Annotated in this window: 19 protein-coding genes; 8 read left to right on the top strand and 11 right to left on the bottom strand. The window is 71.2% G+C overall.

Features of this window, described 5'->3' with window-relative positions; translation table 11 throughout:
* Positions 1 to 91 precede the first annotated feature (91 nt).
* Positions 92 to 2,065, top strand: a complete 1,974-nt coding sequence (locus tag QZ500_RS19125) for a lytic transglycosylase domain-containing protein (RefSeq protein ID WP_295857729.1) — start codon at positions 92 to 94, stop codon at positions 2,063 to 2,065.
* A gap of 28 nt (positions 2,066 to 2,093) precedes the next feature.
* Here the strand turns inward: QZ500_RS19125 and QZ500_RS19120 are convergent, their stop codons facing one another.
* From QZ500_RS19120 to prpR, 6 genes are all read right to left on the bottom strand, one after another.
* On the bottom strand, positions 2,094 to 2,519 hold the full coding sequence (locus tag QZ500_RS19120; protein WP_295857634.1) for a heme-binding protein: 426 nt from the start codon (positions 2,517 to 2,519) through the stop codon (positions 2,094 to 2,096).
* 50 nt (positions 2,520 to 2,569) lie between these two features.
* On the bottom strand, positions 2,570 to 4,567 hold the full coding sequence (locus tag QZ500_RS19115; protein ID WP_295857633.1) for an NAD(P)-binding protein: 1,998 nt from the start codon (positions 4,565 to 4,567) through the stop codon (positions 2,570 to 2,572).
* Positions 4,568 to 4,601: 34 nt separating this feature from the next.
* Entirely contained in the window at positions 4,602 to 5,630 is a 1,029-nt protein-coding gene (locus QZ500_RS19110; RefSeq protein WP_295857631.1) for a tripartite tricarboxylate transporter substrate binding protein, read from the bottom strand.
* On the bottom strand, positions 5,627 to 7,135 hold the full coding sequence (locus QZ500_RS19105) for a tripartite tricarboxylate transporter permease (protein WP_295857630.1): 1,509 nt from the start codon (positions 7,133 to 7,135) through the stop codon (positions 5,627 to 5,629). The genes QZ500_RS19110 and QZ500_RS19105 overlap by 4 nt, the downstream gene beginning before the upstream one ends.
* A gap of 2 nt (positions 7,136 to 7,137) precedes the next feature.
* Positions 7,138 to 7,638, bottom strand: a complete 501-nt coding sequence (locus QZ500_RS19100; protein WP_295857628.1) for a tripartite tricarboxylate transporter TctB family protein — start codon at positions 7,636 to 7,638, stop codon at positions 7,138 to 7,140.
* Between the two features lie 193 nt (positions 7,639 to 7,831).
* Positions 7,832 to 9,790: a propionate catabolism operon regulatory protein PrpR gene (gene prpR / locus QZ500_RS19095; RefSeq protein WP_295857626.1), complete on the bottom strand. Its 1,959-nt coding sequence runs from the start codon at positions 9,788 to 9,790 to the stop codon at positions 7,832 to 7,834.
* Positions 9,791 to 9,974: 184 nt separating this feature from the next.
* On the opposite strand from prpR, the gene QZ500_RS19090 reads away from it, so the two are divergent.
* The 4 genes from QZ500_RS19090 to QZ500_RS19075 all read left to right on the top strand — a co-directional run bounded on the left by QZ500_RS19090 (position 9,975) and on the right by QZ500_RS19075 (position 14,213).
* Positions 9,975 to 11,171: a CaiB/BaiF CoA-transferase family protein gene (locus tag QZ500_RS19090; RefSeq protein ID WP_295857623.1), complete on the top strand. Its 1,197-nt coding sequence runs from the start codon at positions 9,975 to 9,977 to the stop codon at positions 11,169 to 11,171.
* A complete protein-coding gene (locus tag QZ500_RS19085; protein WP_295857621.1) occupies positions 11,168 to 12,124 on the top strand; it encodes a hydroxymethylglutaryl-CoA lyase in 957 nt (318 codons plus the stop codon). The genes QZ500_RS19090 and QZ500_RS19085 overlap by 4 nt, the downstream gene beginning before the upstream one ends.
* Positions 12,125 to 12,219: 95 nt before the next feature.
* Positions 12,220 to 13,170 (top strand): tripartite tricarboxylate transporter substrate binding protein, encoded by a 951-nt coding sequence (locus QZ500_RS19080; protein ID WP_295857619.1) that lies wholly within the window; start codon positions 12,220 to 12,222, stop codon positions 13,168 to 13,170.
* A 47-nt stretch (positions 13,171 to 13,217) separates the two neighbouring features.
* Positions 13,218 to 14,213 carry a tripartite tricarboxylate transporter substrate binding protein gene (locus QZ500_RS19075; RefSeq protein WP_295857617.1) on the top strand — a complete coding sequence of 332 codons (996 nt, stop codon included), beginning with the start codon at positions 13,218 to 13,220 and terminating at the stop codon, positions 14,211 to 14,213.
* A 39-nt stretch (positions 14,214 to 14,252) separates the two neighbouring features.
* On the opposite strand, the gene QZ500_RS19070 is transcribed toward QZ500_RS19075, so the two are convergent.
* Positions 14,253 to 15,179, bottom strand: coding sequence for an MBL fold metallo-hydrolase (locus QZ500_RS19070; RefSeq protein ID WP_295857615.1), 927 nt, complete (start codon positions 15,177 to 15,179; stop codon positions 14,253 to 14,255).
* 58 nt (positions 15,180 to 15,237) lie between these two features.
* Positions 15,238 to 16,926, bottom strand: a complete 1,689-nt coding sequence (locus QZ500_RS19065) for an AMP-binding protein (protein WP_295857613.1) — start codon at positions 16,924 to 16,926, stop codon at positions 15,238 to 15,240.
* Positions 16,927 to 17,018: 92 nt separating this feature from the next.
* On the opposite strand from QZ500_RS19065, the gene QZ500_RS19060 reads away from it, so the two are divergent.
* The gene (locus QZ500_RS19060; protein WP_295857610.1) at positions 17,019 to 17,939 is read left to right on the top strand and encodes an alpha/beta fold hydrolase; all 921 of its coding nucleotides are present in this window, start codon (positions 17,019 to 17,021) and stop codon (positions 17,937 to 17,939) included.
* 33 nt (positions 17,940 to 17,972) lie between these two features.
* Here the strand turns inward: QZ500_RS19060 and QZ500_RS19055 are convergent, their stop codons facing one another.
* A complete protein-coding gene (locus QZ500_RS19055; protein ID WP_295857608.1) occupies positions 17,973 to 19,217 on the bottom strand; it encodes a sensor domain-containing diguanylate cyclase in 1,245 nt (414 codons plus the stop codon).
* 293 nt (positions 19,218 to 19,510) lie between these two features.
* Here QZ500_RS19055 and QZ500_RS19050 point away from each other — a divergent pair, with 293 nt between their 5' ends.
* A complete protein-coding gene (locus QZ500_RS19050) occupies positions 19,511 to 21,529 on the top strand; it encodes a TonB-dependent siderophore receptor (RefSeq protein WP_295857606.1) in 2,019 nt (672 codons plus the stop codon).
* 2 nt (positions 21,530 to 21,531) lie between these two features.
* On the top strand, positions 21,532 to 24,141 hold the full coding sequence (locus tag QZ500_RS19045) for a sulfite reductase flavoprotein subunit alpha (protein ID WP_295857605.1): 2,610 nt from the start codon (positions 21,532 to 21,534) through the stop codon (positions 24,139 to 24,141).
* Between the two features lie 47 nt (positions 24,142 to 24,188).
* Here QZ500_RS19045 and phhA read toward each other — a convergent pair whose 3' ends face one another.
* Together phhA and hppD are read right to left on the bottom strand one after the other, a co-directional pair.
* The gene (gene phhA, locus QZ500_RS19040; RefSeq protein WP_295857602.1) at positions 24,189 to 25,076 is read right to left on the bottom strand and encodes a phenylalanine 4-monooxygenase; all 888 of its coding nucleotides are present in this window, start codon (positions 25,074 to 25,076) and stop codon (positions 24,189 to 24,191) included.
* A gap of 118 nt (positions 25,077 to 25,194) precedes the next feature.
* Entirely contained in the window at positions 25,195 to 26,328 is a 1,134-nt protein-coding gene (gene hppD / locus QZ500_RS19035) for a 4-hydroxyphenylpyruvate dioxygenase (RefSeq protein WP_295857600.1), read from the bottom strand.
* Positions 26,329 to 26,462 lie beyond the last annotated feature (134 nt).

Here is a 26,462-nt window from a genome sequence, read left to right as displayed (position 1 = left end):
TCTGACATCCGCCCTGGTCCTCCTGGTGACGGGCGCATCGGCCCTCGCGCAGCCGGCCGGCCTGGGCCGCGGCGACGACGTGATCACCGAGATGTCGCAGGCCTTCCGGCGCGGCGACCGGGCGCGCCTCGCGAGCCTGCTGCCGCTGGCGCGCGGCCATGCGCTGGAGCCCTGGGCGGCCTACTGGGAACTGCGCTCGCGGCTGCAGGAGGCACAGCCGGCCGAGGTCGATGCCTTCCTCGCGCGCTGGGCCGGCAGCTACCAGGAAGACCGGCTGCGCAACGACATGCTGCTGCTGCTCGGCCAGCGGCGCGACTGGCAGCGCTTCGCCGAGCTGCATCCGGCCTACCGCATGGGCGACGACCGCGAGGTGCGCTGCTATGCGCTGCTGGTCGACCACCTGCGCAGCGGCGGTCGCAGCGCCCCGGCCGTGGCCGAGGAGGTGAAGCGGAACTGGTACAGCCTGCGCGAGGCCGACGACGGCTGCACCCTGGCGGCAAGCGAGCTCTACACCGCCCGCGCGCTGACCGCCGAGGACGTCTGGCGCAAGGCGCGGCTGTCCATCGAAGCCAACCGGCCGCGGCCGGCCACGGCGGCGGTCACCATCGTGGCGCCCGACCTGGCGTCGGCCGTCGGCGAGCTGAACGCCAGCCCGGCGAAATTCCTGGCCGGCCGCGCCACCGCCCCGTCCCGCGCCCGCAAGGAGCTGGTGACGATGGCGCTGGTGAAGATGGCGATCGCCGACCCCGAGGCCGCCGCCGCGCAGCTCGACTCCAAATGGAGCGTGCAGATCGCACCGGAGGAGCGCAACTGGGTCTGGGGCGCGATCGGCCGCCAGACGGCGACCCGGCTCTCCCCCAACGCGATGGACTATTTCGGCCAGGTCACCCGGGACCGCGACCTGAGCGCCGACATGCTCGGCTGGAAGGTGCGGGCTGCGCTGCGGGCCGGCCGCTGGAAGGATGTGTATGCCGCCACCTCGGCGATGGACGAGGCGACCCGCAACGAGAGCGGCTGGGTCTACTGGCGTGCCAAGGCGCTGCTGTCCGGTGCGGTGGCGCCGGGCGCGGCCGACACCGCTGCGGCCACCGCGGCCCCGGCCGAGGGCGCGATGTCCGCCGGCGGCGCCCGCGCGACCGGACGGGCCAGCGACGGCCAGCGCGCCGAGGCACAGCGCCTGCTGGAATCGATCGCCAGCCCGCGCGGCTTCTACGAGCAGCTGGCGCTGGAAGAGCTCGGCCGCCCGGTCGTGCTACCGGCCCGGCCCGCGGCGCTGACGCTCGAGGAACGCGAGTCGGCCCGCACCAACCCCGGCCTGTCCCGCGGGCTGTACGCCATCCTGATGGGGCTGCGCAGCGAAGGCGTGCGCGAGTGGAACTACGCCACCAACCTGCACACGTCGGGCGGCATGGGCGACCGCGAACTGCTGGCCGCCGCCGACATGGCCTGCCAGAGCGAGATCTGGGACCGCTGCATCAACACCAGCGAGCGCACCCGCGGCGTGTTCGACGCGGTACAGCGCTTCCCGATGCCGCACCAGACGCAGGTGGTGCAGCGCTCGCGCCAGATCGGGCTCGACCCGGCCTACGTTTACGGCCTGATCCGGCAGGAGAGCCGGTTCATCACCGATGCGCGGTCCGGCGTCGGCGCCTCGGGCCTGATGCAGGTGATGCCGGCCACCGCCCGCTGGACCGCCAACAAGATCGGCCTGTCGGGTTTCCGGCCCGAGCAGATCAACGACCGCGACACCAACATAACCATCGGCACCGCCTACCTGAAGCTCGCGCTCGACGACTTCCAGGGCTCGATGCCGCTGGCCGCCGCCGCCTACAACGCCGGTCCGGGGCGCCCGCGCAGTTGGCGCAACGGCCCGGTGATGGACGCCGCGATCTGGGCCGAGAACGTGCCCTTCTCCGAGACGCGCGACTACGTGAAGAAGGTGCTGTCCAACACCACCAACTACGCCGCGCTGCTCACCGGCCAGCCGCAGTCGCTGAAGGCCCGGCTCGGCACCGTCGGCCCGAAGGACCCGAACTTCGTGGAGCCGAACCGGGACCTGCCCTGACGGTCCGGTGGGCGCGCCGCCGCCGCGTTTACTCCGCGGCGCCGATCGCCGCCAGCGCCGCGCGGGCGCATTCCATGTCCTGCGAGTAGTGGCCGCCGCTCAGGCCGATCGCGCCCACCACCTGCCCGCCTTCCTTGATCGGGAAGCCACCGCCGAAGACGATGAAGCGCGGCGTGTGCACGATGCCGTGCAGCAGCGGCGCGTCCTCCTTGATGTAGTCGTGCCACAGGTGGGTGGGCAAACCCGTCGCGGAGGAGGTGTAGGCCTTGTCCTGGGCGATCTGCAGCGAGATCAGCGAGGCGCCGTCCATCCGCAAAAACGCCTTCAGCTGGCCGGCCGCGTCGGTCACGGCGATGCTCATCGCGAGCTGCATCTCGCCGGCTTTCTTCGCCGCCCCCTGCAAGGCCGCGAGGGCGGTGGCGGTGTCGATGGTGGCGATCGTGGTGGTCGTCATGGAAAAGTCTCCGTCGGTTGGAAAAGAAAAAGAAAAGAGGGGCGTGCGGCTCAGAGCCGGTTGCCCAGCTCGTGGCCGTCCGCCGTGGCGGCCAGCACGTTGCGGGCGGTGCGGGCGTCGCCCACCAGCCGCACGTCGATGCCCGCGTCGCGCAGCGGCTGCAGCAGCGCGATGTCGGGCACCCGCGGTGTCGAGAAGGACAGGAAGGCGACATCCTCGACCGTGGCGCGCCGGTCGCTGTAGACGTTGCGGTACTCCAGCGCGCCGAATTCGAAGCTCTCGCTCCAGACCGGTTCGGCCAGCGGCACCACCTCGATCGGCAGGAACGAGAAACGGCGCAGGATGCCCTGGCGCGCGACGGTCGAGACCTCGCGGGCGATGCCCTCGCGCGGCGTCAGCACCACGGTGCGGTCGAAGGTGCGGCCGAGCAGCTCGATGCCGGCATAGGTGCCTTCGGTGTGGTCCATGTCGTAGACGACGGCGGTGCCGGGCTGCCGGCCGCTGTGGCGCACCAGGTCCCAGAGCGCGGCGTGGAAATCGGGCACCAGGCCCATTGCGGCCACGTCTGCGGGAATCCACTGCGGCGTGTACATGGCCGAACCGGTCGCGAGCACCACCGTGTCGGGCCGCAGCGCCAGGATCGCGGCGGCATCGGCCTCGACGCCCAGCTCGAACCGCACGCCGGCCTTTTGCGCCGCGACGAACTGGTAGTCGTAGACGCTGGTGAGCGTCTCGCCGCCCGGCAGCCGGGCCCGCAGCCGCGCCTTGCCGCCGACCTCGCCGGCGCGGCCGAGCACGGTCACTTCGTGGCCGCGTCCGGCCGCGACCCAAGCCGCTTCCAGTCCGGCGACGCCGCTGCCGACGATCACCACCCGGCGCCGCGCCGCGTCGGCGCGCGGCCACCAGTCGACCTCCTGCGCCATCGCGACCCGCGGGTTGTTGATGCAGGCGATCGGCAGGTTGTGCGTGATGATCGTGTCCCAGCAGGTGTTGCAGGACACGCAGTAACGGATGTCGTTGGTACGGCCGGCGACCGCCTTCGGCAGCCAGGCAGGGTCGGCTAGCAGCGCCCGGCCCAGGCCGATCAGCTCCGCCTCGCCACGGGCCAGGATGCCCTCGGCCTCGGCCGGGTCGGTGATGCGGCCGAGCGCCATCAGCGGCACGCCGTTGCAGGCCGGCTTCAGCGTCCGCAGCAGGTCGAGGTAGGGCACGTACGGGCCGAAGCGGTCCGGCACGTGCATCTCCAGCGTCTGCGCATGGGCACCCTGCGCGAAGCAGACATAGCTCGCCTCCTGCGACCGGGTGAGCAGGTCGGCGACGGTCGCCGCCTCGGCCGGGCCGATGCTGCCGGGCACGCCGTCGTCCCCCGGCAGCTTCAGGCCGACGATGAAGTCCGGCCCGCACAGCGCGCGGATCGCCGAGACCAGCTCCGCCACGAAGCGCACCCGGTTTTCCCAGCTGCCGCCGTAGTCGTCCTCGCGCACATTGGCCCAGGGCGAGAAGAATTGGTGGAACAGGTGGCCGTGCGCGGCCGAGAGCTCCACCCCGCTGAAGCCGCACTGCTGCAGCCGGCGTGAGGACTGCGCGAATTCGTCGACCAGCCCGCGGATCTCTCCGGCGTCGAGCGCATGCGGCATCGACCAGCTCAGGTCGTCCGGCAGGCGCGACGGGCCGATCGCGTTGAAGGTGCGGCCGACCTCGTGGCGGGCCCGGCCGCCGTCCTGGATCTGGCCGATCAGCCGGCAGTCGTGGCGCTCCACCGCATCGGCCCAGCGGCGGAAGTCGTCCTGCTGGCTGTCGTCGTAGATGCGCGGCCGGCTCCAGGCCGTCTGCCGCACCGCCATCGAGATCGGCTCGGTCACGACCAGCGCGGCGCCGCCTTCGGCGCGGTTGGCGTAGTAGCGGACCAGCGCGTCGGTGATCCGGCCGTCGCGGGCCATGTAGGTGCTCATCGAGGTATGGGCCACGCGGTTGCGCAGCCGCCGTCCCGAGAGCACGAGCGGCGCGAGCAGCGCCGATCCGGAAGTCGCGTCCAGAGGAGAAGTCATCGTGGCGGAGGGCCGGCCGCGGGCCGGCCGGGTTTCATTTCAGGCGGCCGGACTTGGCGTAGAAATCGCGCTCCAGCCGCACCAGACCGGCGAGGTGCTCGGAGATCTTCTCGGGCGTGTCGAGCCCGGTGTTGCCGACCGCGCCGAGCTTGCGGAATTCCTCCTGCAGTTCCGGGTCGCGGGCGGCGGCGCCGAAGGCCGCGGCCAGGTAGGCCTTGCGCTCGGCGGGCACGCCCTTGGGCACCGCCACCCAGCGGGTCGCGCCCCAGACCACGTCGTTGCGGCCCAGCACCTCGTTGAGCGTGGGCGCCTGCGGCAGGAAGGGCGAGCGCTCGGCGCTGGAGACGGCGACCGGCACCAGCTTCTTCGCATCGAGGAAACTGCGGATCTCGCCATAGTAGGCGATCGCGATGTCCACGTTGTTGCCGAGCAGCGCGGTGATCGACGGCGCGCCGCCCTGGAACGGCACCTTCAGGAACTTGGCGCCGGTGACGGTCTCGACCTGCTCCACCATGTATTCGAAGATCGTGCCCGGCAGGATGCTGATCCGTACAGTGCCGGGCTTCGCCTTGGCCAGTTCCACCATGTCCTTGAAGCTCTTGTCCTTGTACGGGCCGTCGGCGGAAACGACCAGGCTGTTGCCTTCGCTGTTGAGGAAGGCGATCGGCTCCAGCTTGTCGTAGCTCCAGCGGCCCTGGCCGCGCAGCATCGAGTCCGCGAAGATCAGGTTGGCGATGATCGCGACGGTATAGCCGTCGTTCGGCGCCTGGTTGGCGAGCCAGGTGTGGCCGACGAGGCCGGCGCCGCCGGTGCGGTTGTTGACGATCGCCTGCGCGCCGGTGATCTTCTCGAAGGCCTTGGCGGTGAGCCGCGCGTTCAGGTCCATGCCGCCGCCGGCCGGATAGACCACGTTCACCTCGATCGGCTGGGTCGGGAAGTCCTTGGGTTTCAGCCGCGCGACGCGGGCCTTGGCGTCGCCGTCCTGGGCGAAGGCGGGCGCGCCGGCGAGCGGTGCGAGGGCGGCCGCGAGCAGCAGCGCGCGGCGGACGTCGTTCTTCTTCATGTCATGTCTCCTTGCAGGGGGGAACGGGGGCGGAACACGTGCCGGCCGGCTACGACGGCCAGCACCAGCAGCACCGAGAGGGCCAGCAGGCCGACGGTCAGCGGCCGGCTCGCGAAGATCGCGAAGCCGTCGGCCGACATCACGAGCGACTGCCGCAGCGACTGCTCCAGCAGCGGCGCCAGCACCAGGGACAGCACCAGCGGCGACATCTCGTAGCGGAACTTGCGCAGCACGTAGCCGAGCACGCCGAAGCCCAGCATCACCCAGAGGTCGAAGAAGGACTTGTTGGTCGAATAGGTGCCGACCACCGCGAGCAGCAGCACCACCGGGAACAGGATCGCATAGGGCACCCGCAGCAGCTGCACCCACAGGCCGATCATCGGCAGGTTGAGCACCAGCAGCATCACGTTGCCGAGGTACATGCTGGCGATCACGCCCCAGAACACGTCGGCGTGCTGGGTGATCATGGTCGGCCCCGGCTGCACGCCCTGGATCACCAGCGCGCCCATCAGCAGAGCGGTGACCGCGTTGCCCGGCAGGCCGAGCGTGAGCAGCGGGATCATGCCGCTCGCCACTGCCGCGTTGTTGGCCGACTCCGGCCCGGCGACGCCCTCGATCGCGCCCTTGCCGAAGCGCGACGGGTCCTTCGCGAGCCGGCGCTCCATCGCGTACGACATGAAGGATGCGGTGACCGGCCCGCCGCCCGGCACCACGCCGAGCAGGAAGCCCAGGCCCGAGCCGCGCAGGATCGGCTTCCAGGAGGCGGCCCAGTCCTTGAGCGTCGGCAGGATGTCGCGGATGCGGCTCGCCACCACCTCGTTCTTCGCCCGCTCCTCGATGTTGAGCAGGATCTCGGAGATGCCGAACAGGCCGATCACCACCGCCACCAGCTCGATGCCGCCGGACAAATCCGAAGAGCCGAAGGTGAGCCGCTCGGTGCCGTTGACCGCGTCCATGCCGACCGCACTGAACACGAAGCCGAGCGCGATCATCACCACGCCCTTCACTGCCGAGCCCTCGATCATCAGGATGGTGCAGACCAGGCCGAGCAGCATCAGCGCGCAGTATTCGGGCGGCCCGAAGCGCAGCGCCACCGACGCGAGCAGCGGCGAGAAGAAGGTCAGCGCCACCAGGCTGAGCGTGCCCGCGACGAAGGAGCCGATGGCCGCCATGCCGAGTGCCGCGCCGGCACGGCCCTGTTTCGCCATCTGGTAGCCGTCGAGGCAGGTGACCACCGAGGCCGCCTCGCCCGGGATGTTGACCAGCACCGAGGTGGTGGAGCCGCCATACATCGCGCCATAGAACATCGCGGCCAGCATCGCGATCGACGCCACCGGCGACAAGGTGAAGGTCACCGGCATCAGCAGCGACAGCGCGGCCAGCGGGCCGATGCCCGGGAGCACGCCGATCAGCGTGCCCACGATGCTGCCGATCAGGCAGTAGTAGAGATGGGCGGGCGTCATCATGACGCCCAGCCCGGTCATCAGGCCCTGGAGCGCATCCATGCTCAGAACCCGAACGGGCCGCGCGGCATCAGCATGCCGAGCATCCGCGTGAACACGACATGCACCACCGCCGTGGCGATGACGCCGACCAGCACCGCATACCACCAGCGCCGCCGCTCCACCAGTTGCAGCAGCAGCGGCATGGTGACGAGCGAGGCGATGACGAAGCCGGCCCAGCGCACCAGCAGGACCAGCGCCGCAACGCCCGCGATCAGCAGCAGCACCCGGCGCGCGGCCCCGGGCTCGGGTGTCCAGAAACGCCCGCGGGCCGGCGCCAGGGCAGGGCGCAGCAGCATCGCCAGCCCACAGGCGAGGATGAGTGCACCGGCGAGCAACGGGAAGAAGCCCGAGTCGGGGCCGCTCGGTCCCCAGGCGCCGAGCGTCCAGGCGTAGACGCAGAGGCCTGCGCCGGCCGCCACCCAGGCGGCGTTGAGAAAGGGTTCCAGCCGTTCCAGGCGCACGCCTGCCGTGGCCGGGTCGGATTGACCAGGGGTCGATTGCATCGGGCCATGTCTCCGTGATGCAGCGCTTGTCGCGCGCTGTTGTTTGCACACGTCATTGCATGGGTCGTGCCATCGACCGGCCGCGGGTCGCAAGTGCTTGTTTTTGCAGGCGAAGCACCGCGGCGGCGGCGCCCCTGCGACTGCGCTCGCATGTTTCACCGATGTCGCGCGTGCGTCGCACGCCGGGTCGTTGCTACGGCGCCGGCTCGTCTCCGGCCGGCGCGTCGCCCGCCGCCTGCATGCGCCGCCACAGGGTGGAACGGCTGATGCCCAGCCGCCGCGCCGCTTCCTTGCGGTTGCCGCCGCAGGCATCGAGCACCGCGCGCCACTGGCTGTCGCGGGCGGCCTCGTCCAGCGGCGGGGCGGTGCCGCCCTCGAACAGCTCGGGGCAGTCGAAGGCGAGCTCGGCGTATTCGATCTCGCTAGGCCGGGCGTACTGCGCGAAGAACACCGCCATGCGTTCGCACAGGTTCTCCAGCTCGCGCACATTGCCCTCCCAGCGGTGGGCCCGCAGCCGGGCGAGCAGCGGCGCCATCACTTCGTCGGCCGGCAGCGGGTTGCCGAGGCGCCGCAGGCAGCGGCCCACGATGCTGCAGGCCATCGCGTCGATGTCGGCCGCCCGCTCGCGCAGCGGCGGCAGCTGCAGCCGCAGGATGTTGAGCCGGTAGTACAGGTCGGCACGGAAGCGCCGCTCTGCGACCAGCCCGGCCAGCGGCTGGTGGGTGGCGGCCAGCACCCGCAGATCGACCGGGATCGGCATCAAGCCGCCGACCCGGGTCAGCTCGCGCTCCTGCAGCACCCGCAGCAGGCGGGTCTGCAGCGCCAGCGGCATGTCGCCGATCTCGTCGAGGAACAGCGTGCCGGTGTGCGCGGTCTCCAGCAGGCCGCGCTTGCCGCCCTTGCGCGAGCCGGAGAAGGCGCCTTCCTCGTGGCCGAACAGCTCGCTCTCCAGCAGGTTCTCGGGCACCGCGGCGCAGTTGACCGCGACGAACGGCCGGTCGCTGCGGGCACTGGCGTTGTGGATCGCCTGCGCGAACAGCTCCTTGCCGGTGCCGCTCTCGCCGGTGATCAGCACCGTCAGGTCGGTGCGGGCGAAGCGCAGCGCAGTCTTGCGGGCGCGGACCATCGCCGGGCTGTCGCCCTGCAGGTCGCCGAAGGTCCAGCGGGCGGTCGGGTACTGGCGGCTCTTCCGCTGGGAGCGCAGGGCGGTGTCGGCTTCCTGGATGACCGCGGTGTCGTAGAGCGTGACGATGGCGCCGACCACCTGGCTGCGTTCGCGGATCAGCGTGCGGTTGATCAGCCATTCGCGCTGGCCGACGTGGCAGACGCCCTGGCGCTCCTCCTGGCCGGTGGCAAGCGTGCGGGCGAGCGACAGCGGCGGCGCGATGTCGTCGAGCAGCCGGCCGCTGACCGCGCGGCGCGGCAGCCCGAGCACCGCCTCCATCGGCGCATTGAGCGCGATCACCCGGCCGGCGAGGTCCACCGCCAGCACGGCTTCCTGCAGGTGGCCGAGCACGCCGTGCAGCTGCTCGTAGCGGCCGGCCTCCAGCCGCGACAGCCGCGCCAGTTCCAGCGCGTTCTCGAAACCCTGGCGGATGCTGGCGAGCGAATAGGCCAGCAGGGCATGCATCCCGGCCTCCTCGGCCAGTTCCACCACCAGGCTGGAGCCGACCACCACCCGGAAGCCGTCGCGGCGCAGCTGCTCGAAGCGCTGGCGCGCATCGTCGGGCGTCTGGTAGGCGTACTGCGTGATCTCGATGTTGAGCAGGTCCTTGACCGCGTCGAGTTCGGGAATGGTCTGGCCGTACATCACCACGCCGACCCGGCTCGCGATGGCGCGCGCCTTGATCAGCGCCTGCAGGATGTCGAAGCCGCCCAGCTGGATGGTGGCGACCGGCATCTGCAGGCCGGTGCGCAGCACATGCGCGTTGGAGCCGGCGCTGACGAAGGCGTCCACCGCGCCGCGCTCCAGCCGGTCGCGCGCGATGGCGAGCGCACCGCCGAAGGTGCCGTCCACCACCTCGATCTCGGCGCGGCCGGCGTATTCGGCCACCACCGGCAGGGCGAATTCGCGGATCTGCCGGTAGCTAAGGAAACACAGCCGCGGCAGGCCGGTCAGCGGGAAGGGCGGGGCGGACGGGTGGAGCGGCATCGGCAGGGGCGACAGGCGCGTGTTGCGGTGAAACGATTCATTGTCCCGAGAAACATCGATATGAAACAACCCGGGCGGACCCTCGTGCCCTCTGTCCTTGCGAATCAAGGACTTGCGGGCGAAGGCGGGATGGCACGTCCCATGCAATCCCGGTGCCTGCATTTCCCAACCGGAGACATTTCCCGTGGCACTCGAACACATCACCGTGCTGGACCTGACCCACATGCTGTCCGGCCCCTACGGCACCATGCTGCTGGCCGATCTGGGCGCGCGCACGATCAAGGTCGAGCCGCCCGGCAGCGGCGAGGGCACCCGCCGCCTGCTGGAGCACGACCCCGACTACGCCCGCGACGGCATGGGCGCCTACTACCTCACGCTCAACCGCAACAAGCAGAGCGTCTGCGTCGACCTGAAGAGCGACGCCGGCCGCGCGGTGTTCTTGGACCTGGTCCGCAAGGCCGACGTGGTGTTCGACAACTTCAGCGTCGGCGTGACCACGCGGCTCGGCATCGACTACGCGGCGCTGTCGCAGGTCAACCCGCGCATCGTCACCTGCTCGGTCACCGGCTTCGGCCAGACCGGCCCGGACACCCAGCGGCCGGCCTTCGATCAGGTGGTGCAGGCGATGGGCGGCGGCATGTCGATCACCGGCACCCCGCAGAGCGGCCCGACCCGCAGCGGCATCCCGATCGGCGACCTGGGCGGCGGCGTCTTCGGCGCGGTCGGCGTGCTGGCGGCGCTGGTCGAGCGCGACCGCACCGGCCGCGGCCAGCATGTCGACATCTCGATGCTCGACGCGCAGATCTCGCTGCTGAACTACATGGCGACGATGCACCTGATGTCGGGCCACATTCCCGAAGGCATCGGCAACGGGCATTTCGTGCACGTGCCGTACAACAGCTACCCGACGGCCGACGGCCATGTGATCGTCGCCTGCATCGGCGACCCGTTCTTCGAGCGCTTCGCAGCGTTCATCGGCCTGCCGGAACTGCAGAAGCCCGAGTACCTGCAGCAGCCGGTGCGCTTCGCGGCCAAGGAGGAGATCGACGCCCTGGTCGGCGCCGAGATGCGCAAGCACCCGACCGCCTACTGGCTCGCCCAACTGCGCGAGGCGCGCATCCCCTGCGGCCCGGTCAACAACTTCGCGCAGGCGCTGGCCGACCCGCAGGTCGTCGCCCGCGACATGGTGGTCGAGGTGCCGCTGCCGGCCGGCGGCACGGTGCGCATGCCGGGCAACCCGGTCAAGCTGTCGGCCGCGGCAGACCGCGCCTTCACCGCACCGCCCACGCTCGGCGCCCAGACCCGCGAGGTGCTGGGCGACTGGCTGGGCTACGACGCGCAGCAGCTCGATGCGCTGCGGGCGCAGGGAGCGATCGCATGAGCGCCGTCACCGAATCGGCGATCCACATCACCGACGTGTCGCCGCGCGACGGCCTGCAGAACCAGGCGGTCGCGGTGTCGACCGCCGACAAGCTCCGGCTGATCGAGCTGCTCGTCGCCGCCGGCGTGCGGAGCGTCGAGGCGACCAGCTTCGTCTCGCCCAAGGCGGTGCCGCAGATGGCCGATGCGGCCGACCTGGTGCCGCAGGTGCGCGCCGTGCTGCCGGGCCTGCGCTGCTCGGTGCTGGTGCCCAACCTGAAGGGCCTGGAGCGCGCCCATGCGGCGGGCGCCGAGGAGATCGCGGTGGTGCTGTCGGCCACCGAGACAATGAACCGCAAGAACATCAACATGGGCCTGGACCAGGCGACCGAGGTGAGCGAACAGACGCTGGCCGAGGCGCAGCGGCTCGGCCTGCGCACCCGTGCCTACGTGGCGGTGGCGTTCGACTGCCCGTTCGAAGGCGAGACACCGCTCGACACGGTGCTGCGCCTGTCCGCGCGCATGCAGCGCGCCGGCGCCGGCGAGATCGTGATCGCCGACACCATCGGCTCCGCGTCGCCGGGCATGGTGAAGGAGCGGATGGAGGCGCTGCGCGGCGTGGTACCGCTGGCGCAGCTCGCGGTCCATTTCCACGACACCCGCGGCATGGGCGCGGCCAACGCGTGGGCGGCGCTGGAGGCCGGCATCCGCCGCTTCGACGCCAGCGTCGGCGGCATCGGCGGCTGCCCGTTCGCGCCGGGCGCCGCCGGCAACCAGGCGACCGAGGACCTGGTGCTGCTGGCCGAGCGCAGCGGCTTCTCCACCGGCATCGCGCTCGACGGCCTGCTGGACGCGGTGGACTTCGCCGAGGCCCGGCTGCAGCGCCCGCTCGGCGGCCGGTCGATCGCTTGGCTGCGCCGCCAGCGCGACAAGGCCCGCGACGCGCAGGCTGCCCCGGCCGCCGTGCCGGCCTGAGTAGCGCCGCCACGACCCATCCCATCAGTGACATGTTCCCGATGCCCGCATTTTTCCCCTCTGTCTTTTCTCGTTCCACCCGCCGCAGCGTCCTGGTGGCCGCCGCCGCCCTGGCGCTGGCTGCGGCAGCCCCGTCAGCTGTGGCCCAGCCGGCCGCGGCGAAATTCCCGACCAAGCCGGTCACATTGGTCGTGCCGTATGCGGCCGGCGGCGGCACCGACATCGTCGGACGGCTGGTGGCCCAGCGCCTGTCGGACCTGTGGGGCCAGCCGGTGGTGGTGGACAACCGCACCGGCGCCAACGGCGTGATCGGGTCGTCCCATGTCGCCAAGGCCGCGCCGGACGGCCACACGCTGCTGCTGGTGGTGGGCTCGCATGCGATCAACCCGGTGCTGATGAAGAGCCTGCCCTACGACACGCTGAAGGCCTTCACGCCGGTCACCAACATCGCCAGTTCGCCGATGGTGCTGGTCGCCGCCGCGAACGGGCCCTTCAAGACGCTGCCCGACATGGTGCGGACCGCGAAGAAGGAAGAGCTGGCGGTCGGCTATTCCGAAGGCCAGACGCGGCTGACCGGCGAACTGATCCGCCAGGCCGGCGAGCTGAAGATGACCGGCATCCCGTACAAGGGCGGCGCGCCGCTGATGGTGGACGTGATCGGCGGCCACCTGCCGCTCGGCGTCACCAGCGTGCTGACGGCACTGCCGCACGTGCAATCCGGCGCGCTGCGGGTGATCGGCGTCGCGGCCGACAAACGCATGGCGACCTTCCCCGACGCGATGACCTTCCAGGAGGCAGGCCTGAAGGGCGTGGAATCGCTGAGCTGGTACGGGCTGTTCGGTCCGGCCGGCATGCCCGCGCCGCTGGTCGCGCAGATCGTGCAGGACATCCGCAAGGTGACCGCCGAGCCGGCCGTCGCCAAGCAGATGCAGGACCAGGGCGCGCAGGTCGTGGTGAACGCACCCGACGCGTTCCGCGCTTTCCTGGTCGGCGAAACCGAGAAATGGGCCCGTGTCGCGCAGCGCGGCGGCATCCGGCCCGAGTGATTCCCTGCCACCCCCGGCGCAACGACCCACAAGAAGGAGACGACCCCATGACCGCAGCAGCCTTCCGCTTCCTCCGCCGCCACGCCCTTGCGGCGGCGGCCTGCACGCTCGCGCTCGGCGCCCTGCCGGCGCTGGCGCAGCAGGACTATCCGAGCAAACCGATCCGGCTGATCGTGCCGTTCGCGCCCGGCGGCGTGACCGACACCGGCGCCCGCGTGGTGGCCGACAAGCTCGGCGCGCGGCTCGGCCAGCAGGTGGTGGTGGACAACCGTCCCGGCGCGTCCGGCAACATCGGCACGCAGATGGCGGCGCAGGCCGCGCCCGACGGCTACACGCTGGTGGTCGGCTTCGACGGCACGATGGTCATCAACCCGCACGTCTTCGCCAAGGTGCCGTTCGACCCGGTCAAGGACTTCGCGCCGGTCAGCAAGATCGGCGACGCGGTGCTGATCATCGTCACCCATCCGTCGGTGCCGGCGAAGAACCTGCAGGAACTGGTCGCGTACTCCAAGTCCAACCCGGGCGGCATCTCCTACGGCAGCGCCGGCACCGGCAGCACGCCGCACCTAGCCGGCGAGATGCTGGCCCAGCGCACCGGCGCAAAGTTCGTGCACGTGCCGTACAAGGGCGGCGGCCAGGCGATGGCCGACGTGGTGGGCGGCAGCCTGCCGATGCTCTACACCGCCGTTGCCGGCGCCTATCCGTTCGTGCAGAAAGGCCAGATCCGCGCGATCGCCGTCTCGAGCGCACAGCGGCTTGCCTCGCTGCCCGACGTGCCGACGGTGGCCGAATCGGGCGTGCCGGGCTTCGAGTCGAACTCCTGGATCGGCATCCTCGCACCCGCCAAGACGCCGGCGCCGATCGTCGAGAAGCTGCAGCGCGAACTGCACGCGGTGCTGCAGGCGACCGACGTGCGCGAGCGGCTGGCCTCGCTCGGCATCTCGGCCGTCGGCAACACGCCGGCTGCCTTCGGCCAGCAGATCCGCGACGACCTCGACCGCTATGCGCGGATCGTAAAGGCGGAGCAGGTCAAGGTGGAATAAGCCGGCGCCTGAGCGGTTTCGCCGACGCGCCGGTGCCGCTCAGGCGGTGCCGGCGTTCACCACGGCGATGCCCTCGCGCCGCGCCGCGCCCGCGCGCTCCAGATCGGCGATCAGGCCGCCGGCCCAGGCGTCGAGCGGCAGGCCGCCGCCGCCCTGGCGGTGCAGGCTGCGCATCAGCGGCGTGGCGCCGATCCAGCCGAGCAGCGGCGCCAGGTCCTGCCGCTGCCATTCGAGCAGCTTGAACTTCAGCAGTACCCGTGCGGCGTGGGCCGCATGCCTGGCGGGCGACTGCACGAAGCTTTCCAGCCGGCGCCGCGCCACGGCGAGCGCCGGTCCGACCTCGGTGAAGACGGGGCCGTGACCCGGCACCACGGTTGCGGGTGCCAGCGCCTCGATCAGGTCGAGCGTCGCGGCCACCTCGTCGAAGGCGTGGGCGCCGTCGATTTCCGGAAACACCACGCCGAAGCCGGTCGCCCACAGGGCGTCGGCCGACAGCAGCGTGCGGCTGGCGGGCTCGAACAGCAGCACCGCATGCGGATCGTGGCCGGGCGCGGCGTGGACCTGCCAGGCCAGGTCGCCCAGCGCGATCTCCTGGCCGGGCTGCAGCGTGCCGTCGATGGCGAAGCGCGGGCACTGCTGGCCGGTCGGGCGGAAGCTGAGGGCGTCCTCGTCCCAGGCCCGCACCGCGTCGGCCTCGCCGGGCGGCACGGCGGTGTACACGCCGGGCCAGCGCGCCTGCAGGGCCGCGTTGCCGCCGCAGTGGTCGCTGTGCAGGTGGGTGTTGAGCAGCCGGTCGAGCGGTCGGCCGCCGAGCGCGGCCTCCACCAGCGCGACGGTCTGCCCGGCATGGGTGGCGTAGCCGCTGTCGACCAGCGCGGTGGGGTGACCGGGTGCATGGAAGACGATGCCGTTGGCCGACAGCCAGCCGCGTTCGAGAACCGTCAGGTTCGGAGGTAAATCGGCCATCTGCGCAGGCGGGGCGAGCGCCGGTAGCTATGAAAAAAGGAGCATCGGCGGTCGGGCCTCATTGCGGTTCCCGCAGCTGGCGCCGCAGGATCTTGCCGACGTTGGTCTTGGGCAGCGCATCGCGGAACTCCACTTGGCGCGGTCGCTTGTAGCCGGTCAGGCGCTCGGCGCAGAAGCGCATCACCGCGTCCTCGGTCAGCGTCGCGTCGCGGCGCACCACGAACAGCTTGATCGCCTCGCCCTGGCGTTCGCAGGCCACGCCGACCGCCGCGCACTCGACCACGCCCGGGCAGGTGGAGACCACGTTCTCCAGCTCGTTGGGGAAGACGTTGAAGCCGCTCACCAGGATCATGTCCTTCTTGCGGTCCACGATGCGGGTCACGCCCGCGGCATCCATCGTGCCGATGTCGCCGGTGCGCAGGTAGCCGTCGGCGGTGAAGGCGCGGGCCGTTTCCTCGGGCTGCTGCCAGTAGCCGCGCATCACGTTCGGGCCGCGGATGCAGATCTCGCCCGGCGTGCCGTGCGGCAGGTCGGCGCCGGCGTCGTCCTTGATCGCGATGTCGATGCCCGGCAGCGGCAGCCCGATCGTGCCGCTGTAGCCCGTGGTGGTGACCGGGTTGTTGGTGCCGATCGCGCAGGTCTCGCTCATGCCCCAGCCCTCGACCATCGGCGAGCCGGTGGCATCCTGCCAGGCGCGGGCGGTGCCTTCGGAGGCCGCCATGCCGCCGGCCTGCGACACCCGCAGGTGGGAGAAATCGACCGTCTTGAACTCGGGATGCTGCAGCAGCGCGTTGAACAGCGTGTTGACCGCCGGCAGCATGTGGAAGGGCCGCTTCTTCAGCACCGCGACGAACTTGCCGATGTCGCGCGGGTTGGGGATCAGCGTCAGGTGCGAGCCCTGGCGGATCGCGAGAAGGCAGAGCGTCAGCGCGAAGATGTGGTAAAGCGGCAGGGCGGCGATGCTGTTGAGCTTGCCGGGGTCGCCGACCTGGCCGAGCGCCGGCGCGAACCAGGCTTCGGCCTGCAGCATCGCCGCGACGATGTTGCGCTGGGTCAGCACCGCGCCCTTCGACAGGCCGGTGGTGCCGCCGGTGTACTGGAGGAAGGCGATGTCGTCCAGGCCGGTCGCGTGCTGCGCCAGCGGCCGCGCAGCGCCGGCGGCGAGCGCCTGCGGCCAGGGCGTCACGCTGCGGCCGTCGGTCAGCGGCAACCGGAAGGCCGGCACCATCTTCGCCAGGTGCCGCACCGCGAAGGTGATCCAGGCGCCGTAGGCCCCGCCGAGCTGGTCGCCCATCGCGGTGAGCACCACGTCGCGCACCGCGGTGCCCTCGATCGCGTCGGCCAGCGTGTGCGCGAAGTTCTCGAGGATCACGATCGCCACCGCGCCGGAGTCGGTCAGCTGGTGGTGCAGCTCGCGGGCGGTGTAGAGCGGATTGACGTTGACGCAGGTGTAGCCGGCGCGCAGCACCGCGGCCATCGCGACGGCGAACTGCGGCACGTTGGGCAGCATGACCGCCACCCGGTCCCCGCGCGAGAGCCCGCGCGACTGCAGCCAGGCGCCGAGCGCGGCCGACAGCCGGTCGAGTTCGCCGTACGACATCCAGCGGTCCATGCAGACGCTGAACGGCTTGTCGGCATGCGTGCGGAACGCGGTGGCCAGCAGGTCCGGCAGCGAGGCATGGGCGTCGGGGTCCACGGCAGGCGGGACGCCGTCGGGATAGTGGGCGAGCCAGGGGCGGGGGTCCATGCGGTCTCCTCTCCACCCCATTCTGGACATCCGGCCGGCGATCGCCCACCGGGGTTCTACCGACGGCGGGTCCCCTATGCGACCATGGGCGCATGGACGTCGCCCCCCGCACCGTCACCGTCGCGCGCCTCCAGCAGGCGATCACCCTCGGCCTGCAGCTGGCCGCAGCAGGCTGGGCGGCGTGGTGCTGGCCGCGTGCGCCGGGGGTGGCCGCTGCGGGCGTCCTGCTGCTGCTCGGCGGCCATGCGCTCTTCCTCGGCGCCGAATGCGTGGCGATGGCGTGGGTCAACCGGCACGACCCGGCGCCGCGGGCGCGCCTCGGGCAGGTGCTGCGCGCCTGGGCGGTCGAGAGCGTCACTTCGCCGCGGGTGTTCTGCTGGCAGCAGCCGTTCCGCAGCCGGGCGGTGCCGGACCTGCTGCCGGACGACGGCAGCGCCGCCGGCCGGCAGGGCGTGGTGCTGGTGCACGGACTGGCCTGCAACCGGGGCTTCTGGAATCCGTGGCTGCGGGTGCTGCGCGCGCAGGGCCGGCCCTGCGTCGCGGTCGACCTGGAGCCGCCGTTCGCGCCGATCGACGCCTACGTCGCCACGATCGACGCGGCCGTGGTCCGGATGGCCGCGGCTACCGGGCGCCCGCCGGTGCTGGTCGGTCACAGCATGGGCGGCCTGGCGATCCGGGCCTGGCTGCGGGCGGCGGGCGACGACCGGCGGGTGGCGCGGATCGTCACCCTCGGCTCGCCGCACCAGGGCACCTGGCTCGGCCGGTTCGGCCGCCGCGGCAACGGGGTGCAGATGCGCTGCGGCAGCGACTGGCTGTGCGCCCTGGCGGCGAGCGAGTCGCCGCAGCGCAGGGCGCTCTTCGTCTGCTGGTACTCCAACTGCGACAACATCGTGTTCCCGGCCAGCGTCGCCACGCTGGAGGGGGCCGACAACCGTTTCGCCGACGGCGTGCCGCATGTGGCGCTGGCGTTCGACCGCCGGGTCCGGGCCGCGGTGCTCGACCTGCTGCGCTGACGGGCAGCGCCCGCTTCCGGGAGCGGCGGCCGGTCAGGCGGCCCGCACCAGCTGGTTGCGCCCCTGGCGCTTGGCTTGGTAGAGCGCGCGGTCGGCGCGTTCGAGCAGGTCGTTGACCCGCTGGTCGCCCGGCTGCACCCCCGCCATGCCGATGCTGGTGGTGATGCCCTGCGGCCCGCCGTGGCCGTTGCCCGGCAGGCGCAGTTCCTGGACCTGCCGCAGCACCGTCTGGCCGGCGGCCTCGGCGGCGTCCGCATCCGGACGCACCAGCAGCAGCCCGAATTCCTCGCCGCCCAGCCGGCCGAGCATGTCGGCGCCGGAGATGCGCGACTGCACCGCCTCGGCGAAGTGGACCAGCACCCGGTCGCCCTCGTGGTGGCCGAAGCGGTCGTTGACCGATTTGAAGTGGTCCAGGTCCAGCATCAGCAGCGCGAACCAGCGGCCTTCGGTGCGGAAGCGCCGCAGGCAGGCTTCGGCCTGTTCCAGGAAGGCGCGCCGGTTGGCGATGCCGGTCAGCATGTCGGTGTGTGCCATGCGACGCAGTTCGCGCTCCATCTGGCGGCGCTGGGTCACGTCGCGCCACAGGCCCTCGACGCCGGCGAACTGTCCGTCGCCGTCGCGCAATGCCCGGCTGCTGATCGAGATGTCGATCACCCGACCGTCGCTGCGCACCATCTGGCCGGGGAAGTCCGCCACCTCGCCCTGCGCCAGGATCGCCTGCTTGAAGGCGTCGCGGTCGGCGGCGTTCGGGTACCAGGCCTCGGCCTTGCGGCCGATGATGTCCTGCGGTTCCACGCCCAGCACCCGCCGCACCGCCGGCCCGACGTTGACCACCACGCCCTCGGCGTTGGTGCGGTAGTAGACGTCCTGCATGTTCTCGAACAGCGCACGGAAGTTGCGCTCGCTCTCGCGCAGCTGCGCCTGCATGTCGTGCTGCAGGCTCATGTCGAGCGCGTTGACCAGTACCGCGTCGCGGCCCTCGTGGCGGAAGGCGGCGCTGGAGATCAGCACCTGCCGCAGCGCGCCCTTGCAGGTGCGCACCCGCATCTGCGTCGGCTGGTTGTCCGCCACGCCCGGGCGCAGCACGCTGGTCCGCTGCACCGACCGGGTCAGGTCGGGCGGATGGACGAAGTCCTCCGGCGCATGGCCGACCACCTGATCCACGCTGTCGGCCTCCAGCAGCCGCAGACAGGCGGGGTTCGCCTGGACTAGGACGTTGTCGCAGATCACCAGGACCGCGCCGGGCAGGGAGTGCAGGAGATCGTGCGGGTGCGCCATAGAGGGGGATAGGGCTATCCGGACGTCCGGAGGTGTGGGCAAACATGTTATCGGCTGTATCCATCTCCGCCGTCCTTTTTTCCGAGCCGAATCTGTATCCGAGGCTTAAAAGGTGCTGCGCATGATTACAAATGCGAACGATTTACAATTTTGGTTCTGCCGGCCGTGTGCCGTTCCTGCCTCGCTCTTTGCCCGAATCGATGTCCTTCTCCCGTTTCGCCCGCACCGGCTGCGCCGTGCCCCTGTGTCTGTCTTTCGGGGTCCATGCCCAGACTCCCGCCGCTCCGGCACCCGTGCTGCCCGAGGTCATCGTCCAGGAACGGGCCCAGGAGATCGGCTACCAGCCCAAACGTGCCATCACCGCCACCCGCACCGACGCAGCCCTGCGCGACGTGCCGCAGGCAGTCGCGGTGGTGCCGGCCCAGGTGCTGCAGGACCAGCAGGTGCGCAACATCGACGAGGCGCTCTACTACGTCAGCGGCGTCACCCAGGCCAACACACTCGGCGGCACGCAGGACGCGCTGATCAAGCGCGGCTTCGGATTCAACCGCGACGGCTCGATCCTGCGCGACGGCGTGCGCACCGTGCTCGCCCGTAACCTGACCTACACCACCGAGCGGGTGGAGGTGCTGAAAGGACCGTCCTCCATCCTTTATGGAACGATGGACCCGGGCGGCGTGGTCAACATGGTCACCAAGAAGCCGCAGCTCGGATTCGCCGGCCAGGCGGCGCTGGGTGTGTCGAGCTTCGGCGGCGGCAACGCCTCGCTCGACCTGACCGGGCCGCTTGGCACGAACGGCCTGGCGTACCGGCTGATCGCCGACACCAGCACCGTGGACTACTGGCGCAACTTCGGCGTCAACAAGCAGCGGGTGATCGCGCCGTCCCTCGCCTGGTACGGCAGCGGCACCTATGTGCGGGTCTCCTACGAGCACACCGACTACGAGCAGCCCTTCGACCGCGGCACCGTGATCGACACCCGTACCGGCAAACCGGTGGCGGTGGACCGCCGGGTGCGCTTCGACGAGGCCTACAACCGCACCATCGGCGACTCCGACTTCTTCACCGTGCAGGCCCAGCACACGCTGGACGCGCAGTGGAAGCTGAACGGCACCTACAGCTACAACCGCAACCGCTACGACGACTTCCAGGCCCGCCCGGTGTCGCTCAACCCGGTCACGGGCGTGCTGACCCGCCGGCCCGACGGCACCCGTGGCGCGCTCAGCCAGCAGCACGTGGCGCAACTCAACCTGCAGGGCGACCTGCGGCTCGGCGGCCTGCGCCACGAGGTGCTCGGCGGCATCGACGTGGAGGACAGCAACATCTACCGCCGCGACCTGATCCGCGGCACCAACGACACCCGCTTCAACGTCTACAACCCGGTCTACGGCGTGCTGGCCAACTCCACCAACGTGGACCCGGCCGAGAGCGACCAGCGCGACAAGCTGCGCCAGCAGGCCGTCTTCCTGCAGGATTCGGTGCGGCTGAACGAGCGCTGGATCGTGCAGGCCGGCGGCCGCTGGCAGCGCTACGACGAGCTGGCGGGCAAGGGCCGGCCGTTCCGCGTCAATACCGATGCCGAAGGCACCAAGTTCATCCCGCGCGTCGGCGTCGTATGGCAGCCGGACCGCGTCTGGTCGTTCTACGGCAGCTACAGCCAGTCGTTCAAGCCCAACGTCAACATCGGCAACCTGATCGGCACGCTGGCGCCGGAGGAGGGCAAGTCCTGGGAGCTGGGCGCCAAGCTCGATCTGCCGCAGGGCGTCACCGCCACCGCCGCGCTGTTCGACATCCGCAAGAAGAACGTGCAGGTCACCGAGACCGTCGGCGGCACCAGCTTCATCCGGGCGGTCGGCGGTGCGCGTTCGCGCGGGCTGGAACTTGACGCCGCCGGCAGCCTGACCCGCCAGCTGAAGCTGATCGGCAGCTACACCTGGACCGACGCCTTCGTCACCGACGATCCGCGCTTCAACGGCAACCGGCTCGCCAACGTGGCGATGCAGTCGGGCGCGGCGTTCCTCACCTGGGAATTCGACCGCACGGCCGCCGGCGGCCGGTGGCGCGCCGGCGCCGGCGTGCGCCACGTCGGCAAGCGCGCGGGCGACGCCGCCAACACGTTCGTCAACGACGCCTACGACGTGGCCGACGCCTTCGTGTCGTACGACACCGCGGTCGGTGGCAAGCCGCTGCGGCTGCAGTTCAACGTGAAGAACCTGTTCGACAAGACCTACGTGCCGTCGTCGCAGAGCCCGATCTACGTGTCGCTCGGCGACCGCCGGCAGGCGGTGCTGCGCGCGGTGCTGGACTTCTGACCTTGTTCAAGAAAATCTGGTTCCAGCTGCACTGGTTCCTCGGCATCACCGCCGGGACGGTGCTGGTCGTGATCGGCCTGTCGGGGGCGGTGTACGCCTTCCACGAGGAGCTGCTCGACCTCTGGAACCCCGGCACCGCCTGGGTCGACACCCGCGGTGCGCCGGCATTGCCGCCGCAGGCGCTGGCCGATGCGGCGCGGGCGTCCAGCGACGGGCGGCCGGTGCAGCGCATCACGCTGCAGGCCGATCCGGGCCGGGCCGCCGAGGTCGTCTTCGCGCCGCCGCCCGGCCAGCGCCGCGGCGACACGGTGCGGCTCGACCCCGCCACCGGCGCACGGCTGCCGGAGCGCCACGGCGAGGATTTCTTCGAATGGGTCGAGCGCCTGCACCGCTGGCTGCTGCTGCCGCGCGAGGACGGCCGGGTCGTGACCGGCGTGCTGGCGGGCTGCCTGCTGTTCCTGTCGCTGTCGGGGCTGTATCTGCGCTGGCCGCGCCGGCCGCTCGCCTCGTGGCGCACCTGGCTCACCTTCGATCCGGCGCTGAAGGGCCGCTCCTTCCTTTGGGGCCTGCATTCGGTGGCCGGCACCTGGGCACTGGTCGCGTACGTCGTGTTCACGCTCACCGGCCTGTACTGGGCCTTCGACGGCATCCGCGCGCCGGTCGACCGCTGGGCCGGCGCCGCACCGCGCATGGCCGCCCCGGTCCGGTCGGCTGCGATGCGGGAGCGGCCGGCCGCGCCGGCGCCTGCACCGGACCTCGGGCCGGCCTGGGCCGCCTTCCTGCGCACGACCGGGGGCGACTGGCAGCGGGTCCAGCTGCGGCTGCCCGAGCGCGCCGGCCAGCCGGTCCAGTTCAGCTGGCTCGGCAGCGACGCCGCGCACGAACGTGCGCGCAACCGGCTGAATGTGGCGACCGACGGCACGGTGGTGCTCGACGAGCGTTTCGCCGCGCTGCCGGCCGGGCGGCGGGCACTCGGCGCGATCTATCCGCTGCACATGGGCACCTACTTCGGCCTGCCGGGCCGCATCGCGATGACCGCCGCCGCGCTCGCGCTGCCGCTGTTCGCGGTCACCGGCTGGATGCTGTACCTCGACCGCCGTCGCAAGGCGCGCGCGGTGCGACGGGCGCGCGACGCGCTGGCCACGGCCGGCGGCGGCGCGCCCGCGCTTTCCGGCGCCGGCGGCGAGCCGTGGCTGGTCGCGTATGCCAGCCAGGCCGGGCGCGCCGAGCGGCTGGCGATCCGCACGGCGGCCGCGCTGCAGGCGGCCGGACGGCCCGCGGTGCTGGCGCCGGTGTCGCGGCTCGACGCCGAACAGCTGCGGCATGTCCGGCAGGTGCTGTTCGTCGCCAGCACCTTCGGCGACGGCGATCCGCCCGACGCCGCACGCCGCTTTGCCCGCGACCTGGCGCAGGCGACGGCCGGCGCGCTGCCGCAATTGCGCTACGGCCTGCTGGCGCTCGGCGACCGGCAGTACGCCGCCTTCTGCGGTTTCGGCCACGCGCTGGCCCATCAGCTGCAGCGTCTCGGCGCCCAGCCGCTGTTTCCGCCGGTCGAGCTGGACGGCGAAGACCCGGCGGACTGGGGCGCGTGGCAGTCCGCGCTGGCGGCGCAGGCGGGCGCCGTGTGGGACGAGGGCGCAGGCGCCGTAGACGCCGGGGCCGCGACGGACGCTGCCGACACGGCGGGCGCCTTCGGCTCCTGGTGTCTCGCCCGCCGCGCGCACTGCAATCCCGGCAGTCTGGGCGCGCCGCTGTTCGATCTCGTGCTGAAGCCGCCTGCCGGCCGCAGCGTGGACTGGCGCGCCGGTGCCCTGGCCGAGATCCTGCCGCGTCAGGCGCTCGAGGCCGTCGCCGCCGTGCTGCAGCGCCTCGCGTTCGACGGCGCTACGCCGGTCCGGTGGCAGGGCCGCACGCGGCCGCTGGCCGACGCGCTCGCCGCCAGCGTGCTGCCGCTGCCCGGCGACCAAGCGGCGGACGCCTCGCCGCAGGCGGTCGCGGACCGGCTGGTGCCGCTCGCGCCGCGCCGCTATTCGGTCGCGTCGGTGCCGGAGGAGGGCGCGCTGCGGCTCCTGGTCCGGCAAGCCCGGCACGACGCAGGCCTCGGCCTCGCCTCGGGCTGGCTCACGGTACATGCGCCGCTGGGCGGGCCGGTCGATCTGCGGCTGGTCGACAACCCGGCCTTCGCGCCGGTGGCCGGCGGTACGCCAGCGATCTTCATCGGCAACGGGTCGGGCTACGCCGGGCTGCGCGGCCACCTGTCGGCCCGCATCCGTGCCGGACAGCGCCGCCACTGGCTGTTGTATGGGGAACGCCAGCGGGCGCACGACGCCTTCTGCGAGCGGGAAGCCGCCGGCTGGCACGCGGCCGGCGCCCTGGAGCGGCTCGACGTCGCCTACTCCCGCGACCAGCCGACGCGCCATTACGTGCAGGATACCCTGCGCGCCGAAGCCGAACGCCTGTGCCGGTGGATCGACGACGGGGCGGTGCTGTTCGTCTGCGGCAGCCTGCACGGCATGGCCGCGGGCGTGGACGCCGCCTTGGCGGACATCCTCGGCGCGGCCGCGGTGGACGACCTGATCGCCGCAGGCCGCTACCGCCGCGACGTGTATTGAGCAGGAAATCGGCCTTCTGCGCAGGTGGTGCCTGCGCAGCTAGCTATCTATTCGATAGCATGTGACGGCCGGGTCGCATGGTAGCGACCGGTGCCTCGGTGCAGCACCCGGTCTTCCGGCAGCACGTCGCCCGGCGCGTATTCGGCACCTGCCGCCACGCGGGCGTACAGCGGGTCGAAGTCGATCCGGTCGAGCGCCAGCAGCGCCTCCAGGCTGTCGATCACGAAATACGTTTCCTGGAAGTCGTCGATCCGGTAGCGGGTGCGCATCACCCGTTCCAGGTCGAAGGCGATGCGGTTCGGCGACGGATCGTCGAGCGCGAAGCGGGTTTCGGTCGCCGACGAGGCGATGCCCGCGCCGTAGATGCGCAGGCCGTCGTTCTGCTGCACCAGCCCGAATTCCACCGTGTACCAGTAGACCCGCGCCAGCCGGTCGAGCATGCCGCGCTGCTGCGCCTTCAGCCCGCCGCGGCCGTAGGCCTGGATGTAGTCGGCCATCGCCGGGTCCATCAGCATCGGCACATGGCCGAACACGTCGTGGAAGACGTCGGGCTCTTCCAGGTAGTCGAGCTGGTGGCGCTTGCGGATGAAATGCCCGGCCGGGAAGCGCCGCGCCGCCAGGTGGCCGAAGAACACGTCGTCGGGCACCAGGCCCGGCACCGCGACCACCTCCCAGCCGGTGCGCCCCTTCAGCACCGCGCTGAGCGCGCGGAAATCGGGGATGCGGTCGGCGCCGATCGGCAGGTCGCGCATGCCGGCGACGAAGGCGTCGCAGGCGCGGCCGGGCAGCAGGGCGCTCTGCCGCTCGAACAGCGTGCGCCAGACCGCATGGTCCTCGGCGGTGTAGGCGTCCCAGCCCTGGTCGATGGTCCAGTCCGCACTCGGCGGCACCGCCGCATCGCCGGCGGCCAGACCGTGGAGTTCTGGTGTCTGCATGCTCGCTCCTCCGTGGATTCGTCGCGCCTGCCCGCCACGGCTCGCCAGCGGCGCCCGCTGCAAGGGGTGTGGGCGGCGACCGCCCGCGACAGCGGGCTGCACAAGCCTGGGGGTGTGCCTAGAGTACTCCGCGGCGCATCTGGTCGAGCTCGATGCTCTCGAACAGCGCCTTGAAGTTGCCGTTGCCGAAACCGTCGTCGCCCTTCCTCTGGATGAACTCGAAGAAGATCGGACCTAGCTGGTTTTCCGAGAAGATCTGCAGCAACAGCTTGCCGGCCACGCCGTCGACGAGGATCTTGCGCTTCTGCAGTTCCTCGACGCTCTCGCCGTGGCCCGGGATGCGCTTGTCGATCAGTTCGTAGTAGGTGTCGATCGTGTCGAGCAGCTTCACGCCGCCGGCCCGCAGCGCATCCACCGTGGCGTACAGGTCGTCCGAGCCCATCGCGATGTGCTGGATGCCCTCGCCGTTGTACTTGTCCAGGTACTCCTGGATCTGGCCGGCCTTTTCCTTGCCTTCCTCGTTGATCGGAATGCGGATCTTGCCGCAGGGGCTGGTCATCGCCTTGCTCTTCACGCCGGTCACCTGGCCTTCGATGTCGAAGTACTTGATCTCGCGGAAGTTGAACAGCCGCTCGTAGAAGCCGGCCCATTCGGCCATCCGGCCGCGGTGCACGTTGTGCGTCAGGTGGTCGATGTAGGTCAGGCCGTGGCCCTTCGGGTTCAGCGCCTCCTCGGCGCTCACGCCCGGCAGTGCCTCGAAGTCCACGTCGTAGAAGCCGATGTTGCCGATGTCGCCCGGCTGCGCGCCGTTCTTGCCGCGCCAGCGGTCCACCAGGTAGATCAGGCTGTCGCCGATGCCCTTGATCGCCGGGATGTTCAGCTCGCCCGGGCCCGCCTTGTCGGCGAAGCCCCAGGCGCCGAGCGCGATCGCCCGCTCGTAGGCGGCCTTGGCGTCCTGCACCCGGAAGGCGATGGCGCAGACGCTCGGGCCGTGGGCGCGGGCGAAGCGCTGGGCGAAGGAATCCGGCTCGGCGTTGATGATGAAGTTGATCGTGCCCTGGCGGTAGAGCGTCACGTCCTTGTGGCGGTGTTTGGCCACCGGCCGGAAGCCCATCTGCTCGAACACTTTGCCCATGGCAGCCGGGTCGGGTGCGGCGTATTCGATGAACTCAAAGCCGTCGGTGCCCATCGGGTTGTCCCAGGCGTCGGTGGCGGAAGCGGTGGTGGTGGAGGCGGGCAGGGCGGCGGTCATCGGGTGGTCTCCGGTCGGGGCCATTAGAGGCGAATCAGGTTCGGTCACGGCTTCCATCGTGCCTGCGTCGGCAAGCAGATTTACTGCAAATGGCGGCGCCTTGGAGACTCTCGGTGCATGAATCCTGCAGAATC

Origin of the sequence: uncultured Xylophilus sp. (assembly GCA_913776965.1) — a bacterium.
Lineage (GTDB): Bacteria > Pseudomonadota > Gammaproteobacteria > Burkholderiales > Burkholderiaceae_C > Xylophilus.
Note: the sequence above shows the minus strand (reverse complement) of the source record. Positions and strands in the feature narration are given on the sequence as shown.

Excerpts from the sequence above, each read along its gene's own strand:
- QZ500_RS19125 (WP_295857729.1), top strand. The coding sequence starts at position 92 with ATGTCGCAGGCCTTCCGGCGCGGCGACCGGGCGCGCCTCGCGAGCCTG.
- QZ500_RS19120 (WP_295857634.1), bottom strand. The coding sequence starts at position 2,519 with ATGACGACCACCACGATCGCCACCATCGACACCGCCACCGCCCTCGCG.
- QZ500_RS19115 (WP_295857633.1), bottom strand. The coding sequence starts at position 4,567 with ATGACTTCTCCTCTGGACGCGACTTCCGGATCGGCGCTGCTCGCGCCG.
- QZ500_RS19110 (WP_295857631.1), bottom strand. The coding sequence starts at position 5,630 with ATGAAGAAGAACGACGTCCGCCGCGCGCTGCTGCTCGCGGCCGCCCTC.
- QZ500_RS19105 (WP_295857630.1), bottom strand. The coding sequence starts at position 7,135 with ATGGATGCGCTCCAGGGCCTGATGACCGGGCTGGGCGTCATGATGACG.
- QZ500_RS19100 (WP_295857628.1), bottom strand. The coding sequence starts at position 7,638 with ATGCAATCGACCCCTGGTCAATCCGACCCGGCCACGGCAGGCGTGCGC.
- prpR (WP_295857626.1), bottom strand. The coding sequence starts at position 9,790 with ATGCCGCTCCACCCGTCCGCCCCGCCCTTCCCGCTGACCGGCCTGCCG.
- QZ500_RS19085 (WP_295857621.1), top strand. The coding sequence starts at position 11,168 with ATGAGCGCCGTCACCGAATCGGCGATCCACATCACCGACGTGTCGCCG.
- QZ500_RS19075 (WP_295857617.1), top strand. The coding sequence starts at position 13,218 with ATGACCGCAGCAGCCTTCCGCTTCCTCCGCCGCCACGCCCTTGCGGCG.
- QZ500_RS19070 (WP_295857615.1), bottom strand. The coding sequence starts at position 15,179 with ATGGCCGATTTACCTCCGAACCTGACGGTTCTCGAACGCGGCTGGCTG.
- QZ500_RS19065 (WP_295857613.1), bottom strand. The coding sequence starts at position 16,926 with ATGGACCCCCGCCCCTGGCTCGCCCACTATCCCGACGGCGTCCCGCCT.
- QZ500_RS19060 (WP_295857610.1), top strand. The coding sequence starts at position 17,019 with ATGGACGTCGCCCCCCGCACCGTCACCGTCGCGCGCCTCCAGCAGGCG.
- QZ500_RS19055 (WP_295857608.1), bottom strand. The coding sequence starts at position 19,217 with ATGGCGCACCCGCACGATCTCCTGCACTCCCTGCCCGGCGCGGTCCTG.
- phhA (WP_295857602.1), bottom strand. The coding sequence starts at position 25,076 with ATGCAGACACCAGAACTCCACGGTCTGGCCGCCGGCGATGCGGCGGTG.
- hppD (WP_295857600.1), bottom strand. The coding sequence starts at position 26,328 with ATGACCGCCGCCCTGCCCGCCTCCACCACCACCGCTTCCGCCACCGAC.